The organism is Haloferax sp. Atlit-6N (assembly GCF_003383195.1).
GTDB lineage: Archaea > Halobacteriota > Halobacteria > Halobacteriales > Haloferacaceae > Haloferax > Haloferax gibbonsii.
The window spans coordinates 192,998-206,719 of record NZ_QEQJ01000004.1 but is presented as its reverse complement, the minus strand read 5'-3'; the positions used below and the strand labels follow the sequence as shown (position 1 = coordinate 206,719).

Genomic DNA, 13,722 nt, shown 5'->3' with positions numbered 1-13,722 from the left:
GACTGTTCGGTGGTCGTTCGGTGGTCGTCGCTGGGTGGTCGTTCGGTGGTCGCCGCAAAAGTTAGCTCTCGGCCGTGGTCGCCGGGAGACTCTCGTTCCGACTACTCCACGACCAGCCGCGACTTCTCTTCGACCGCGTCGGCCTCCGCGAAGTCGCCGCCGCCGAGCAGGCCGCGGGCGGCGCGCTTGCCCCACTCGACCGCCGGCTGGATGAACGTGTCAACGCTGGCGAGCTCGCCGTAGAGGACGCAGGCGGCCTCCATCGCGTAGAGGAGTTCGCCCAGCCCGTACTCGTCGACGCGGTCGAGTTCGATGCGGACGTTCGGACAGCCGGCCGCGGCGAGGCTCGCCTCGGTCGCCTCGAACTCGGCGTCGAGCAGTTCGCCGAGCGACGAGCCGCCGAGGTACGCGAGGCCGTCGAGGTCGGTCTCGGGGATGGAAACGTCCTCGCGCTCCGTGGCGCGGACGAGCGTCACGAGCTTGTCGCGCGGGCCGGCGCGGTACAGTTGGAGCTGGGAGTGCTGGTCGGTCGCGCCGAGCGCTCGCAGGGGCGTCTGGCCGAGGCCGTCCTTTCCGAGCGACTCGGCCCACAGCTGGGCGAACCACTCGGAGAACGTTTCGAGCGACTCGGCGTAGGGCATCATCGCGTTCTGCCGCAGGCCGCGCTCGGCGAGGGCGTAGGAGACCGCGCCGTAGGCGTAGGCGGGCGAGTCGAAAAGCGAGTCCGACAGGCGCGCTTCCTGTGCGGCCGCGCCCTCCAGCACCGCCTCGATGTCGTGGCCGCAGAGGGCCGCGGCGGCGAGGCCGACCGTCGAGAGCACCGAAAAGCGGCCGGGGACGCCGTCCGGGACGGGGAGCGACGGGAGGTCGTGCTGGTCGGCGAGGTCGCGGAGATTGCCCTCCTCGCCGGTCGTGACGAAGGTACGGTCGGCCCAGTCGACGCCCGCGTCGGCCATCGCCTCCTGCACGACGAGGAAGTTCGCCAGCGTCTCGGCGGTCGTGCCGGACCGCGAGACGACGTTGACGACCGTCGACGAGAGGTCCAGCGAGTCGAGGAGGCGCTCGACGGCCTCGGGGTCGACGTTGTCGAGGTAGTAGGCGTCGACGTCGCTTTCGAGGGCGTCGGTGAGGGTGGCCGCGCCGAGGGCGCTCCCGCCGATGCCGACGGTGACGACCGCGGAGGGGTCGTCGAACCGGCTCACGGCGTCCCGAATCGCCGCGGGGTCGGTGCTGTTCGGGAGGTTCAGCGATTCGTAGCCGTGCTCGCCGGCCTCTCGGCCCCGTTCGATGCGGTCGTGGGCGGCCGCGACGCGGCCGTCGAGTCGTTCGAGCGTCTCGCGCGAGACGCCGTGGGACGACGCCGTGTCCAGGACGTTCCCGAGGTCTACCTGCATACAGAATGCCGCGTCGCCCGGCGTCAAAACGACACCGGTCGCTTTAATCGCGGCCGCTCCCAAGGGCGACCGATGGCAGACGACTACGGCGGCGTCATCGGCGCGTTCCCGTACGCCTTCCGGCACAGCGAGTCGTGGCTGTTCAAGTGCTACGTGCTCGTCGGTGCCCTCGCGACGGGTGTCGTCTCGCTGTTCGTCGCCTTCGGACTCGTGGTTCTCATCGGCGCGACCGCCGGCGTCCCCGGCGGCTCGCTCACCCTCTCGCGGTCGTTCTACGTCCTCGTGGGGCTGTTCGTCGTCGCGCCGCTGGTCGCTCCCGTACTGTTCGTCGCCCGACGACACCGCCGCACCGGCTCGGAGCCGCGGTACGACCTGAGCCTCGCGCTCGCTGGCTTCGTGTTCATGGCGTCGGTGTACGTCGGGCTCGTCGCGTCGGTGCCGGCGGAGCTTCAGACGCCCGCAGAGCCGTTCACGGTGGGTCCCGTGACCGTCTCCGCACTCGTTCCCGTCGTCCAGCTCCTCTACGACCTGCCCGCAATCTACGGGCTCGTCCCGCCGGTCGCGTGCGCGGTGGGAATCTACGGGATTCACCGACTGCTTCGGTAACCGCCGCGGACTCGTTTTTTTCCGACTCGGCCTCACCCGACTCGCGCCGCTAACTCGTCGCGGTAGCGGTAGACGACCGCCGAGGCCACGACGCCGACGCCGACGAGGAGCGCAACCGTCTCGTAGTTCGCCGCCCCCGCGTTCCGCCCGGCGGCCGCCGCGAGCGCGAACGTCGGCAGGCGACCGACGGCGACGAGGACGACGAGCGTCCGCAGTCGAAGCGGCGAGACCCCGGCGAGCGCACAGAGCGCGTCGTCCGGGAACACCGGCAGGAGAAACAGGACGAACAGGCCGGCGACGCCCCGGCGGTCGGCGACGCCGTCGAACCGCGCGAGCGCGTCGTCGGCGACGAGGCGCTCGACCGCGGGTCGGCCGAAACGCCGGGCGAGCAGGAAGACGATTGCGCTCCCGGCGACGACGCCGACCATGCTGTAGGCCGTCCCGGCGACCGTCCCGAACAGGTAACCGCCGACGGCGGCGAGGGCTTGCCCGGGAATCGGCGCGAGAATCACCTGCAGGGTCTGGACGCCGACGAACGCCAGCGGCGCGAACGGGCCGGTCGATTCGACCGCCGAGCGAATCCACGCCGGGTCGGCGAGCCGTGGGGCGAACGCGGCGACGGCGACCGCGAGGACCGCGGCGGCGACCGCGACGACGCCGACTCTGAGGAGCGCCGCGTTCCGCGCCGCGGGCGAGTCGAACAGCCGGCCCGTCACAGGAACGAGGCGGTCTTGAGCCGGGCGTTCAGCGCGTACTTCCGCAGGTACTGGCGGGCGGTCGTTCGCGTCCCCCGCGCGACGGTCCGCCCGGCGCGAACCCCGTCCAAGATGGCGTCGGTCGTGACGCCGCCGTCCGCCGCGACCGAGACGGCCGTGTACGCCTGTCCGACCAGCGCGGGTCGGTGCGCGTCGCTTCCACCCGTCCCCGGAAGGCCCTCGCGGCGGGCGTAGCGCCGCGCCTGCCCGTTTCTGAACCCGGTGAGCGTGTGCGCGTTGTACACCTCGACGGCGTCCACGTCCCGAATCGCCCGACGGGACGCGCCGTGGCGGAACGTCTGAAAGGGGTGCGGTACGACCGCGAGGCCGCCCGACTCGCGGACCGCCCGCGCCGTCTCGGAGAGCGGTCGTCCCCTCGCCGGCGGGTCGTCGACGCCGAGCGCGAGGAGGTGACCGTCGGCCGTCGAGACCTCGACACCGGGGACGACCCGGACGCCGTACTCGTGGGCGATGTCGAACGCCCGCGGGAGCGACCCGACCGAGTCGTGGTCGGTGATGGCGACCGCGTCCAGGCCGACCGCCGCGGCGCGGGCCAACACCGCCTCGACCGACATCTCGCAGTCGTAGGAGGCGTCGGTGTGGACGTGGAGGTCGACCGCGAGCGTCCGCGCCTCCCGCGAGCCCTGCGTCCGACCGCTCATATCACGCCGAATTCGAGCGCGAGACAGCCGACGACCGTCAGGACGCCGGCGGCGCCGACGAGGAGGTGCCCCGCGTCGGTCTTGTACGCCTTGTAGTCGGAGGTCATGAGCGGGCAGACCGCCACGATGGTCGCGCCCGCGACCCAGCCGTTCCACGGCGGGACGAACTGGAGGAGGAAGTAGTTCGCCAGCACGACGAGGTGCGTGTGGACGACGGTCGTCCCGCGGTAGTACGAGGTCCCCGAGTCGTCGCCGAAGCCCTCGCTGTTGTGGCGGATGAGTCGCAGGCCGCCGAAGGTGAGGACGACGAACCCGACGACGGCGCTCACGACCGGGTTGGGCGCGAGCGCGACGTGGTACAGGAGCGCCGCCGACACGAGGTACGCGAAGATGTCGATGAAGGAGTCTATCTGTCGGCCGAACGCCGAGGCGGTCCCGGTCTTGCGGGCGTAGTAGCCGTCGGCCTTGTCGAAGGCGAAGCCGACGAGGACGGCCACGATGGCCCAGTTCGGCTCGCCCGACACGAACAGTATCGCGCCGACCCACGCCCAGAAGAGCGCGCCCAGACTCAACCAGTCCGCGACCCCGAGCCGCGAAATCATGTTCTCCCCCGTCGATGAGCGCACGACCTCGCTCGCCCGCGCGTCGACCGCGTCCAGCCTCCCGCGAAGTGCTGACCTGAGTTCGTCCGTCATGCCTGTCTGTCCGACACACTCGGCCGATTGAGTATAAATTTAACCGCTATAGTATATATAAATCAAATATCTATATATCAACGTTCCCGAACGGAGCGCTCGGGACGTAACTGAGCACTCTGTACCGCTATGAACGCGGTTTGACGCGCCGGCGACGCCACGGCCCGACCCGGTAGTACGCCCGGGTTCGGGCGACTCGGAAGCCGACGCTCTCGAAGGTCCACTGCGAGGGTCTGTTGTCGCGGGCGACGAGCGCGTGCACCGTTTCGGCCCCCCGCTCGCCGGCGACCGCGACGGCCCGCGAGACGAGCGCGGTGGCGATGCCGCGATTCCGCGCTTCGGGCGCGACGAACACCCGGCGGACGTAGCCGCCGGGGAAGGTCACGTCGGCCTCCAGCGGGTGGACGCGGTACGTCAGGCCGGGGTCGCCGAGGAAGAGATAGCCGACGAGCACAGGTTCCTCGTCTGCCCCACCATCGAACGCGCACACCGCCGTCTCGTCGCCTCTGAGTTCGGAAAACGCGTCGTATCGGGCTTCGAACCGCGTCGCCTCCGCGGGGTCGAGCGCGCGAATCTCGACGCCCGCCGGGGGGTCGCGGCCGACGTCCGCCGCGTCGGCGTCCGCGACGTACTCGTCCATCTGCGTCGCCGTGAGTCCGCGGGCTTTGAGCGCGTCGTAGACGCGTCGGGCCGTCTCGGTCCGGGTCAACCGCCAGAGCGCGGGCATCGTCAGTCGCGTCGAAGCGCCGCGAGAAAAGCCCACCGTCGCCGTGGGTACAGGTGGCACACGCGGTCGAAAGCGCCCGAAACGGGGAAAAGGCCCGGCGGCTTACACCGGGTGATGACCGAGACCGAGTCCGAGACCGAATCCGAGTCCGAGCGAACGGGAACGTTTCTCGTCACCGCCGCCGACGAGGAGTCGGCCGTCCTGAAGGACGTTCACTCCGGGCAGGTTCACGCGCTCTCGTCGAACCCCGGCGTCTCCGAGGACGAAGCCGTCCGCGGGACCGTCGCGCCCGACCCGCCGATGAACGTCTCGTGGCAACTCGTCGAGGTCGACTCGCGCTGGACCGTCTCCGTCGAGCGCTCCACCGAGTCGCCGACGACGAACTCCCGCGACATCGCCGCGGACAACCCCGACGGCGAACTCGTCCGGGAGGAACGCGCCGGCACCGGCGAGATTCACGTCCTCTCGGTTCCCGACGACATGACCGAACAGGCCGTCGACGATGTCCTCTCGGACCGCGAGGGGCTGCTCTCGCGGGCCGCCAGACTCGACGTGAACCGCGTCGAAGTCCGCTCGCAGCCGGGCGTCGTCGCGGTCCGCTACATGCCCTGAGTCGGGTCTTTTCCGCCCTCCGCTCGCTCGTCTACTTCGCTCCCGCTTCGCCTCTCGCTACCGCTGTGTTCCGGTCGAGGAGACGGGACCGTCCGCGCTCTGGACGCACCACCCGCCGTGGACGCTCCCCTCGCGCTCGACGAACTCGACGGTCGTCTCCTCGCCGATTCCGGTCGCGTCCGCGGGGTCGAGCCCCTCCACGCGGAGCGTCAGCGTCAACGCGTCGCCGCAACAGCCCACGTTGAGGAACTCCTCCCACTCGTCGCCCGGCGCGGCGTCCTCGTGGACCCGCTGCAGGTAGGTCACGAAGTGGTCGGTGGTCAGCTGGTCGCGGCCCCACGCGCTGAGTTCGTCGGGAAAGGAGACGACCACGCGGGTCGCCGTCTGGTCGGTCGCCATACCTCACGATTGTCGGCCAACGATTATGGGCCTGTCGCGGGTTCGCCGCGCGCCCGTCAGACCGTTTTACGGCCGAGGCCGTCCGCGGATAAGAAACCTTATTCGGCACCGCTCAGGACCGCAACCCATGGTTGAGTTTACGGTACCGGAGGTAGACTACACCCGGTACACGAATCGCCAACTCGTGGCCGTCCCCCTCGCGGTCCTCGCGGTGGCCCTACTGGTCATCGGAGGGTGGTACGTCGCGACTGGCGCGCCGGTGAACCCGGGCGTCGATTTCACCGGCGGGACCGAACTCCGTATCGCAACGGATGCCCCGCAAAGCGAGGTCGCCGCGGCCTTCGACAGTCAGCCCGAATCGATTCGTTCCGTCGCGGCCGACGGAACGTACGTCGTGACCTTCCAGTCCGGGAGCGCGACGTCGAGCGAGCTCCAGACGCAGGCCGAAGACGCCGGCTTCGAAGTCAGGTCTATCGATGCGGTGTCGGCTAACTTCGGCTCCGAGACGCAACTGCTCGCCCTCGGTGGCCTCGCGGTCGCCTTCGCGGGCATGAGCATCCTCGTGTTCGCCATGTTCCGCTCGTTCGTCCCCTCCATCGCGGTCGTCGTCTCGGCGTTCTCCGACATCGTCATCCCGGTGGCGCTGATGAACCTCCTCGGCATCGAGCTATCGCTGGGGACCGTCGCCGCCCTCCTGATGCTCATCGGGTACTCGGTGGACTCGGACATCCTCCTGAACAACCACGTCCTCCGACGGTCCGGTGACTTCTACGAGTCCACCGCGCGCGCCATGCGCACCGGTGTCACCATGACGCTCACGTCCATCGCGGCGATGATCGTCATGACCATCACGGCGACGCTGTTCGGCATTCAGCTGCTCGCCGCCATCGGAACGGTCCTCGTCTTCGGCCTCACCGCCGACCTGATGAACACCTACATGCTGAACGTGACCCTCCTTCGCTGGTACAAGTTCGAGGGGGTGGCCCGATGAGCACGCTCCGCGACAACTGGCGGGTCATCTTCCTCGTCGTCGCCGTCCTGCTCTCGACGCTCGCCCTCTTCTCGCCGACCATCGGGGGGCAGACCCAGGGCCCCGTCGCCGATGACGGCGGCGCGACGAACCTCAAGTTCGGCCTCCAACTCGACGGCGGGACGCGCATCCGCGCGCCGCTCGTCGGCGTCACGGCCGAGGACGTCGAGTTCGAGGGCGATTCCGACCGCGTCGTCGAGCGACAGGTCGCCGCTCAGTTGGACGGCGCCGACGCCGCGGACGTCATCGCCCGTGTGGGCGCGGAGTCCAACACGGTCGAAGTGACCATCGAGAACGCCACGACCGACGACTTGGCCGCCGCGCTCGACGCCGCGGGCTACGCCCACGGCGAGGTCAGAGACGGCGTCACCGAGACGACCCGCGCCGAGACGGTCCGCGTCCTCCAGTCGAAGATCAACGAGGCCGGCCTCTCCGGCGGGACGGTCCAACAGGTGACCACGGCGACGGGCGAACACTTCATCCTCGTCGAGGTCCCCAACCGCGACCAGTCGGACGTCGTCGACCTCGTCGGCGAGCGCGGGACGGTCCAAATCGACATCTATCACCCGGTCTCACAGAACGGCACGCGGACCTACGAGACGCGCGAGGCCGTCCTGACGCAGGCCGACTTCACCTCCATCGGGACCGCACAGGAGTCCCAGGTCGGGAGCGGGGCGTTCGTCCCCGTCTCCGTCCGGGACGAACCCGCACAGGAGTTCCAGTCGGCGGTCGTCGAGACCGGCCTCGCCCAGAACGGCGGGACCCGGTGTACCTACATGGAAGACGGCGGACAGAACACGACCGAGGGCTGTCTCCTGCTCGTCGTCAACGGGGAGGTCGTCAACGCCTTCGGCATGAGCGACGGACTCGCCGACACCATGCGGGCCGGCGAGTGGGCCGGCGCACCGAGCTTCCAGCTCCAGACGCGCAACACGTCCGAGGCCCAGGAAATCGCCATCAACCTCCGCGCCGGCGCGCTGCCGGCCAAGCTCGACCTCTCGGGCGAGGACAGCGGCACCTCGTCGTACATCTCCCCGAGCCAGGGTGAGAGCTTCAAGTTCAACTCGCTCATCACGGGTATCATCGCGGTCCTCGCGGTCGCCGGCGTCGTCTTCGTCCGCTACGGCAAACCGCAGGTCGCCCTGCCGATGATCGTCACCGGCCTCTCCGAGGTGTACATCCTCCTCGGGTTCGCCGCGGCCATCGGCTACCCGCTCGACCTCTCTGTCATCGCCGGCTTCATCGCCGTCATCGGGACGGGTGTGGACGACCTCATCATCATCGCCGACGAGGTGATGGCTGAGGGCACGGTGAAGTCGCGGAAGGTCTTCCAGTCGCGGTTCCGTCGGGCCTTCTGGGTCATCGGCGCGGCCGCTGCGACGACCATCATCGCCATGAGCCCGCTCGCCGTGCTCTCGCTCGGCGATCTGCAGGGCTTCGCCATCTTCACCATCCTCGGCGTCATCATCGGCGTCCTCGTCACCCGCCCGGCGTACGGTGACATCCTCCGAATCCTCCTGACCGAGGACCGCTGAGGTCGGCTCCACCTCCGACCGACGCTTTCTCTCACTCGTCCGTCACGCGCCCAGCCCCGCGAGCCGACGACCCCGCCCGCAGACCACCGTGGCGATTCTCGCAGTTGATACCTCTCCGACCGCTCAATCGTTCCCCATGTCAGAATCGGAAGACGGCGACGGTTTCGGTCGTCCTCATCGGGACGTATTCGCCGACAGAATCATATAGACTGTCTATAAAATACTGACCGAACCGGCAACCGACCAACCGCCGCCCGTCGGTACTCACGGTGCACGCACTCCACTCATGGAAGACACGCCACTTCGACGCGACGACACGGACGCGACGACGACCCGGCCGGACGCTCCGCGACGCTCCGCCCCCGCGGACGACGAGGAGTTCGTCGCCATCGTCGCCCCGTACGAGGACGCACCAGACGAGTGCACCATCTTCCCCGCAGGACTCGCAGAAGACGAGTTGCTGACGACGTGGCTCTCCGCGCAGGAAGGCTCGTACGTCGCGCTCGCCGAGATGCGGTGAGCCGTCTCCGCGACTCGCCCTCGAACCACCGACCCTCCACTTTTTCGACCGCCGCTCCCGAGCCGACTCAGAAATCGCCCAGCGACGACTGTTCGTGTGCGGCCATGAGGTCGGCGCAGGTCGACCACGACTTCCGCGCGCAGTCCGGGAGAATCCCGTGTTCGCGGACGTACTCCCGCAGGAACTCGCGGGTCGTCCCGTCGCTCGGGTAGCCGCTTCCGACCTCGCCGTACGACGCGGCAATCTCCTCGACCCGGCGGTCGCGTTCGACCTTCGCCACGATGCTCGCCGCGCCGACGATGGCGTGTTCGTCGTCCGCGCGGTGCTGGGCGTGGACCTCGACTTCGACGCCCGCCTCGGCCAGCCCCTCGCGGACGCGGCGGCCGAATCTGGACTCGCTCACGTCGCCCGCGTCGCAGACGAGTTCGTCGGCGTCGACGGCGACCTCGGCGGCGGCCTCGACCTGCGCTCGGACGGTCAGCAGGTTCATGTCCGTCTCGGGGTCGTCGATGGTCTCGGGTTCGACGAACGCGACCCCGACTTCCACGTCGTCTCGGTCACGGAGTTTCGCGGCGAGTTCCTCGCGGCGCTCGGGAGCGAGTCGCTTCGAGTCGGCGATTCCGTCCGGGAGGGCGTCGGGGTCCCCTCGGACCGCCGCGGCGACCATCGGACCCAACACGGGTCCCTTTCCGGCTTCGTCGACGCCGATGTGCATACCTCGTCGGGTGTCGCGGGCGAGAATTAGAGATTGCGGTCTGCGGCGACGTTCGCAGGGGGTCCCCGGGGTCTCGTTTCAGTCCTTGAAGAAGTCGTCGTCCTCGAACGGTTCGTCCTCGCCTTCGACGGCGATGACGTCGAGCGCGGTGACGACCGCGCCGGTGTCGAGGATGCCGGCGAGGCTCGGGTTGGTTCGGCCCTCGTCGCCCGAGACGAGTTCCTTGATGTAGAGGCCGCCCTCGCCGTGGATTTCGACGGTCGCGTGGCGCGCGTCTTCGAGGTCGCCGGTGGCGTCGTAGACGTGGCGGGTGCGGGTGATGCTCGCGCGGCGGTGGTCGACGCGGTGGGGCGTGTACTGCTCGATGGTCGCGCCGGTGAGTTCGTCCAGCGCGGCCCCCAGTTCCTCGTCGGTCACGTCGTCGTCGAACTCGACGGCGGCGCGGTACTCCTTGCTCGCGTCGAGTTTCTTCACGCGCTCGACCATGTCGTAGGTGGCGAGGCGGAGCCCCTCGACCTCGATTTCCCCCTCGGCCATCGCGTTGATGTCGCCTTCGAGCTGTTCGACGTCGATGGTGCGGCGGCGGGGTTCCATGATTTCGACCACGAACGGCCGGCCCGTCCCGAGCATGAGCGCGTCCACGTCCTCGCGGCCCGCGCCGTGGAACTTCGCGTCGACGCCGTCCATCACGTCCGTCACGACGGGGGCGACGAAGCCCTCGACGCTGTCCTCGTAGAGGTAGCCCGAGCCGCCGCAGTAGTCGCAGGGCTCCTTGCCCTTGTAGCCCGAGCCGTCGCACTCGCGGCAGGGCCACTCGGTCTGCGGGATGTCGCGCGCGAGCTTCCGGTAGCGCCCGTAGACGAACGCGGAGTTGAGCTGCGCCTCGACGGTGTCGGCTTCGATGTCGAGGAGGAACTGCACGTCCGGTCGGGTGAAGTCGACCTCGGTGCCGGTGAGTCGGCCCACGCGCTTTCCGACCTCGCGGTTGAACTCGGATTTGAACAGTTCGCCGGCGTCCTCGGGGAGGCCCGCCCCCTCGCGGAGCAGTAGCTCGTTTTCCTCGACGAGCGGCGGCGCGCGGGTGCCGACCTGATACGTCTCGACTTCCACGTCCTCGATGGCCTCGGCGCAGCGTTCGGCCCACGCGTCGAACTCGGCGCAGGCCCCCTCGCAGACCCAGCAGTCCTCGGTCTCGACGGCCTCGTAGGGCTCGTCCGCGTCGAGGGCGGCGGCGACCCGGAGCGACTTGCCCCGCTCGGCGTTCGTCAGCCCGAAACTGCGCTCGGCGAAGGCCCGGCCCAGACAGGCGTCGCAGACCGGCCCGCTCTCGGCGAGCGCTCGCGCGTCCTCAAGGATGCTCATGTTCGGTCTCTATCGGGGCGCGCGTAACTAGCTTACTTTGTTCGCCGCGTCGCCGCGGCACGGCTTGTCGACGTATCTCAGCTCAGAGATGTTTGTCAACACGACCCGAGTGGAGTGCTATCTCGGCTCCGAGAAATTTGATGTACGGCGGCGTGGTAGCCGCTTCAACACCTGGGTCTACGGTCGATATCTCGTGTCTATCAATACGCAAACGAATCGGACGCTCGCACTGTTCGCGACCATCGCGGTCCTCTGGGGAACCTCGTTTATCGCCATCGAGGTCGGCCTCGACGTCCTCCCGCCCGTACTGTTCGCCGCCCTCCGATACGACGTGGCCGGCGTGGTGCTGTTCACCTACGGCCTGCTCGCGGCCGAGGACTGGCGGCCCCGCGGCCGCGACGAGTGGCTCGTCGTCCTCGTCGGCGGGGCGCTCCTCATCGGCGCGCACTTCTCGCTCCTGTTCTCCGGCCAGCGGTACGTGACGAGCGGCGTCTCGGCCATCGTCATCAGCCTCGCGCCCGTCCTCACGCCGCTTTTCGCGTGGCCGATGCTGCCCGAAGAGCGCCTCGACGGGTTCGGCTTCCTCGGGGTGTTTCTGGGGTTGGCCGGGACGGTGGTCATCGCCCTCGCGTCAGGGTCGGTCGGCGGCCAACTCCTCGGCGTCGTCCTGCTCCTTCTCGCGGCCGCGGCGTGGGCGTTCGGCTCGGTGCTCGTCAAGCGGCTCCCCGGGAACCCGCCCGTCGTTCCGATGCAGGCGTGGATGATGCTCCTCGGCGCGGGCATGCTCCACGTCACGAGCCCCGTCCTCGGCGAGCCCGGCCTCGCGAGCGTGGCGTGGTCGCCGGTCGTCGTCGCCGCGCTGCTGTTCTTGGCCGTGCTGTGCAGCGCCGTCGGCTTCATCGCCTACTTCGTCCTGCTCGACCGCATCGGCGCGGTCGAAATCAGCCTCGTCAACTACGTCACGCCGGTCGTCGCCGCCGTCACCGGCTGGGCGTTCCTCGGCGAGCGCATCGGCCCCGTCACCGTCGTCGGCTTCGCGCTCATCCTCCTCGGCTTCGCGTTCATGAAGCGCGACGCGCTCGGCCCGCTGGGTCGTCGCCTCGGCGTCCGCGTCGGTCTCGTCGCGCCCGAACCGGCGACCGACCCGGACGGCCTCCCGGCCGACGACTGAGCCGGTTCCGCCGCCGCCCACCCGAGAGTATCGTAGCGCTATCGCGGTCCCGTTGCTCCGCGACAGCGCGAACGTCGAACCGCTTTCGAGTCGAAAAAAGCCTCGTCGCGTCCGACGCCGGTGTCCGCGTCGGCGTCGGCCGTCGTTCTCAGTTGCTGGTCTCGTTGTCCGACGACGTGGTCGTCTCGTTCGTCGTCGTGACCGTCTCGTTGGCGGCCGTCGTCTCGGTGACCGTCTCGTTGGTGGCGGTCCCGTTCGTGGTCGTCTCGTTGGTCGTCGCGGTCGTCGTGGTCTCCTCTGCGGCGACCTCGTGGGTGGCGAGGACTTCTTCGGCACCCGCGCGGCCGACCCAGACGACCTCGACCGTCGAGCCGCTCTCGGCGGACTCGATTTCGCGGAAGTTACCCACCGAGACGGGGTAGTCCTGCCCCTCCTCGCCGTCGGCGACCCACGTCGCGGTGCGCTCGTCGTCGACGGTGACGTAGACCTCGCTCGTCGCCTCGTCGGTAATCTTCTCGCCGCCCATGTGAACCACGCGGAGGACGCCGCTGTTGGTGCGGAAGGCGAGTTCGGGGTCCGGGACCTCGGCCGGCTCGACGTCGGCCGTCGTCTCGCCCGCCGTGCCGTTGCCGGTCTCGTTACCCGTCTCGTTGCCCGCGGTCGGCTGCGACCCGGAGCCACCGCCCATGCATCCGGCGGTGGTGAGGAGGGCTCCCGTCGCGGCGACGCTCTTCAGGAAAGTTCGTCGTTCCATACGCCATGATTTGCAAGCCCGTATATATGTCTTGTAGTTTACAGTTTGGGGGTGGATAACGACTCACACAGCGGATTTCTTCGTTTCGAGCACTGGTAACTTACAACAGTCCAACCTGTCCGAGCACCCACAGGGCGACGAGCGCGGTCGCCGCGCCGAGCGCGACGAGCAGGAGGGCGATGGCGGCGACCGCGGCCAAGAGGAAGCGTCGGTCGGCCGCTACGGCCGCGGGGGAGGCGTCGTCGTATCGGGCCTCCAACAGCCGAACGTTCCGGGCGTTCGCCTTCCACGCCGCGTCGAACACGTCGCCGACGACCGGGAGCGACCCGACGGTCGCGTCGAGGACGACGTTGCCGAGCATCCGCGCGAGCGTCTCCCGCGGCACGCCGAGCATGGCGGCCTCGACGAGGATGTACGCCGAGAGCGCCGAGGCCGTCGCGTCGCCGACGCCGGGCACGAGCCCCAGAATCGGGTCGAGGCCGATGCGGTAGTTCGTCCCCGGAATCTCGAACGCCTCGTCGAGGTAGAAGCTCACCGTACGGAGTCGCGCGAGCGTCTCCTCGTCCGCGACGCCCACGGACTCGAAGTCGACGACTGCGTCGGGTTCCAGCGACTCGTCCGCGTCGCCGTTGCTGTCGCTCGTCCCCACGGGCGTCGCCGGGGTGTTCGTCGAATCGTTCACACGTGCCAACTCGCGCGGGCGGAACTTGAGAATAGCGTCGGTCGGGGTCGTGTCGAGTCGGAAACTGCGCGTCGAGTGGAAAAAGAGCGCGACGCGCCGCCCC

At 69.1% G+C, this 13,722-nt stretch carries 16 protein-coding genes; 6 read left to right on the top strand and 10 right to left on the bottom strand.

Annotated features, from left to right (window positions below):
• Nucleotides 1-101: 101 nt before the first annotated feature.
• A complete protein-coding gene (locus DEQ92_RS15015; protein ID WP_004976293.1) occupies nt 102-1,394 on the bottom strand; it encodes a hypothetical protein in 1,293 nt (430 codons plus the stop codon).
• A gap of 72 nt (nt 1,395-1,466) precedes the next feature.
• Between DEQ92_RS15015 and DEQ92_RS15010 the strand changes: the two genes are divergently transcribed.
• Nucleotides 1,467-2,000: a hypothetical protein gene (locus DEQ92_RS15010; RefSeq protein WP_004976292.1), complete on the top strand. Its 534-nt coding sequence runs from the start codon at nt 1,467-1,469 to the stop codon at nt 1,998-2,000.
• Between the two features lie 32 nt (nt 2,001-2,032).
• Here DEQ92_RS15010 and DEQ92_RS15005 read toward each other — a convergent pair whose 3' ends face one another.
• The 4 genes from DEQ92_RS15005 to DEQ92_RS14990 all read right to left on the bottom strand — a co-directional run bounded on the left by DEQ92_RS15005 (nt 2,033) and on the right by DEQ92_RS14990 (nt 4,839).
• Nucleotides 2,033-2,716 (bottom strand): TVP38/TMEM64 family protein, encoded by a 684-nt coding sequence (locus DEQ92_RS15005; protein WP_115805325.1) that lies wholly within the window; start codon nt 2,714-2,716, stop codon nt 2,033-2,035.
• On the bottom strand, nt 2,713-3,417 hold the full coding sequence (locus DEQ92_RS15000) for a PHP domain-containing protein (protein ID WP_004976290.1): 705 nt from the start codon (nt 3,415-3,417) through the stop codon (nt 2,713-2,715). The genes DEQ92_RS15005 and DEQ92_RS15000 overlap by 4 nt, the downstream gene beginning before the upstream one ends.
• Nucleotides 3,414-4,112 carry a CDP-alcohol phosphatidyltransferase family protein gene (locus DEQ92_RS14995; RefSeq protein WP_004976289.1) on the bottom strand — a complete coding sequence of 233 codons (699 nt, stop codon included), beginning with the start codon at nt 4,110-4,112 and terminating at the stop codon, nt 3,414-3,416. The genes DEQ92_RS15000 and DEQ92_RS14995 overlap by 4 nt, the downstream gene beginning before the upstream one ends.
• A gap of 127 nt (nt 4,113-4,239) precedes the next feature.
• Nucleotides 4,240-4,839, bottom strand: a complete 600-nt coding sequence (locus DEQ92_RS14990; RefSeq protein WP_004976288.1) for a GNAT family N-acetyltransferase — start codon at nt 4,837-4,839, stop codon at nt 4,240-4,242.
• 114 nt (nt 4,840-4,953) lie between these two features.
• On the opposite strand from DEQ92_RS14990, the gene DEQ92_RS14985 reads away from it, so the two are divergent.
• Nucleotides 4,954-5,451 carry a DUF5812 family protein gene (locus DEQ92_RS14985; RefSeq protein ID WP_004976287.1) on the top strand — a complete coding sequence of 166 codons (498 nt, stop codon included), beginning with the start codon at nt 4,954-4,956 and terminating at the stop codon, nt 5,449-5,451.
• A 57-nt stretch (nt 5,452-5,508) separates the two neighbouring features.
• On the opposite strand, the gene DEQ92_RS14980 is transcribed toward DEQ92_RS14985, so the two are convergent.
• Nucleotides 5,509-5,850, bottom strand: a complete 342-nt coding sequence (locus DEQ92_RS14980) for a hypothetical protein (protein WP_115821090.1) — start codon at nt 5,848-5,850, stop codon at nt 5,509-5,511.
• Between the two features lie 127 nt (nt 5,851-5,977).
• Between DEQ92_RS14980 and secF the strand changes: the two genes are divergently transcribed.
• From secF to DEQ92_RS14965, 3 genes are all read left to right on the top strand, one after another.
• Nucleotides 5,978-6,841, top strand: a complete 864-nt coding sequence (gene secF, locus DEQ92_RS14975) for a protein translocase subunit SecF (RefSeq protein ID WP_042663512.1) — start codon at nt 5,978-5,980, stop codon at nt 6,839-6,841.
• Complete coding sequence (gene secD / locus DEQ92_RS14970; RefSeq protein WP_004976284.1) at nt 6,838-8,415, top strand: preprotein translocase subunit SecD; 1,578 nt, start codon at nt 6,838-6,840, stop codon at nt 8,413-8,415. The genes secF and secD overlap by 4 nt, the downstream gene beginning before the upstream one ends.
• Nucleotides 8,416-8,701: 286 nt before the next feature.
• Entirely contained in the window at nt 8,702-8,935 is a 234-nt protein-coding gene (locus DEQ92_RS14965; protein WP_004976282.1) for a hypothetical protein, read from the top strand.
• A 67-nt stretch (nt 8,936-9,002) separates the two neighbouring features.
• On the opposite strand, the gene rnhB is transcribed toward DEQ92_RS14965, so the two are convergent.
• Nucleotides 9,003-9,650 (bottom strand): ribonuclease HII, encoded by a 648-nt coding sequence (rnhB, locus tag DEQ92_RS14960; RefSeq protein WP_115805324.1) that lies wholly within the window; start codon nt 9,648-9,650, stop codon nt 9,003-9,005.
• A 78-nt stretch (nt 9,651-9,728) separates the two neighbouring features.
• Nucleotides 9,729-11,012, bottom strand: coding sequence for a tRNA pseudouridine(54/55) synthase Pus10 (locus tag DEQ92_RS14955; RefSeq protein WP_004976278.1), 1,284 nt, complete (start codon nt 11,010-11,012; stop codon nt 9,729-9,731).
• Between the two features lie 193 nt (nt 11,013-11,205).
• On the opposite strand from DEQ92_RS14955, the gene DEQ92_RS14950 reads away from it, so the two are divergent.
• Entirely contained in the window at nt 11,206-12,183 is a 978-nt protein-coding gene (locus tag DEQ92_RS14950; protein WP_004976276.1) for a DMT family transporter, read from the top strand.
• Between the two features lie 148 nt (nt 12,184-12,331).
• On the opposite strand, the gene DEQ92_RS14945 is transcribed toward DEQ92_RS14950, so the two are convergent.
• Nucleotides 12,332-12,937: a twin-arginine translocation signal domain-containing protein gene (locus DEQ92_RS14945; RefSeq protein WP_049905166.1), complete on the bottom strand. Its 606-nt coding sequence runs from the start codon at nt 12,935-12,937 to the stop codon at nt 12,332-12,334.
• A gap of 100 nt (nt 12,938-13,037) precedes the next feature.
• Nucleotides 13,038-13,619: a DUF4112 domain-containing protein gene (locus DEQ92_RS14940; protein WP_115821089.1), complete on the bottom strand. Its 582-nt coding sequence runs from the start codon at nt 13,617-13,619 to the stop codon at nt 13,038-13,040.
• Nucleotides 13,620-13,722 lie beyond the last annotated feature (103 nt).

Coding starts and splice junctions, on each gene's coding strand:
- DEQ92_RS15015 (WP_004976293.1), bottom strand. CDS start 1,394: ATGCAGGTAGACCTCGGGAACGTCCTGGACACGGCGTCGTCCCACGGC.
- DEQ92_RS15010 (WP_004976292.1), top strand. CDS start 1,467: ATGGCAGACGACTACGGCGGCGTCATCGGCGCGTTCCCGTACGCCTTC.
- DEQ92_RS15000 (WP_004976290.1), bottom strand. CDS start 3,417: ATGAGCGGTCGGACGCAGGGCTCGCGGGAGGCGCGGACGCTCGCGGTC.
- DEQ92_RS14995 (WP_004976289.1), bottom strand. CDS start 4,112: ATGACGGACGAACTCAGGTCAGCACTTCGCGGGAGGCTGGACGCGGTC.
- DEQ92_RS14990 (WP_004976288.1), bottom strand. CDS start 4,839: ATGCCCGCGCTCTGGCGGTTGACCCGGACCGAGACGGCCCGACGCGTC.
- DEQ92_RS14985 (WP_004976287.1), top strand. CDS start 4,954: ATGACCGAGACCGAGTCCGAGACCGAATCCGAGTCCGAGCGAACGGGA.
- DEQ92_RS14980 (WP_115821090.1), bottom strand. CDS start 5,850: ATGGCGACCGACCAGACGGCGACCCGCGTGGTCGTCTCCTTTCCCGAC.
- secF (WP_042663512.1), top strand. CDS start 5,978: ATGGTTGAGTTTACGGTACCGGAGGTAGACTACACCCGGTACACGAAT.
- secD (WP_004976284.1), top strand. CDS start 6,838: ATGAGCACGCTCCGCGACAACTGGCGGGTCATCTTCCTCGTCGTCGCC.
- DEQ92_RS14965 (WP_004976282.1), top strand. CDS start 8,702: ATGGAAGACACGCCACTTCGACGCGACGACACGGACGCGACGACGACC.
- rnhB (WP_115805324.1), bottom strand. CDS start 9,650: ATGCACATCGGCGTCGACGAAGCCGGAAAGGGACCCGTGTTGGGTCCG.
- DEQ92_RS14955 (WP_004976278.1), bottom strand. CDS start 11,012: ATGAGCATCCTTGAGGACGCGCGAGCGCTCGCCGAGAGCGGGCCGGTC.
- DEQ92_RS14945 (WP_049905166.1), bottom strand. CDS start 12,937: ATGGAACGACGAACTTTCCTGAAGAGCGTCGCCGCGACGGGAGCCCTC.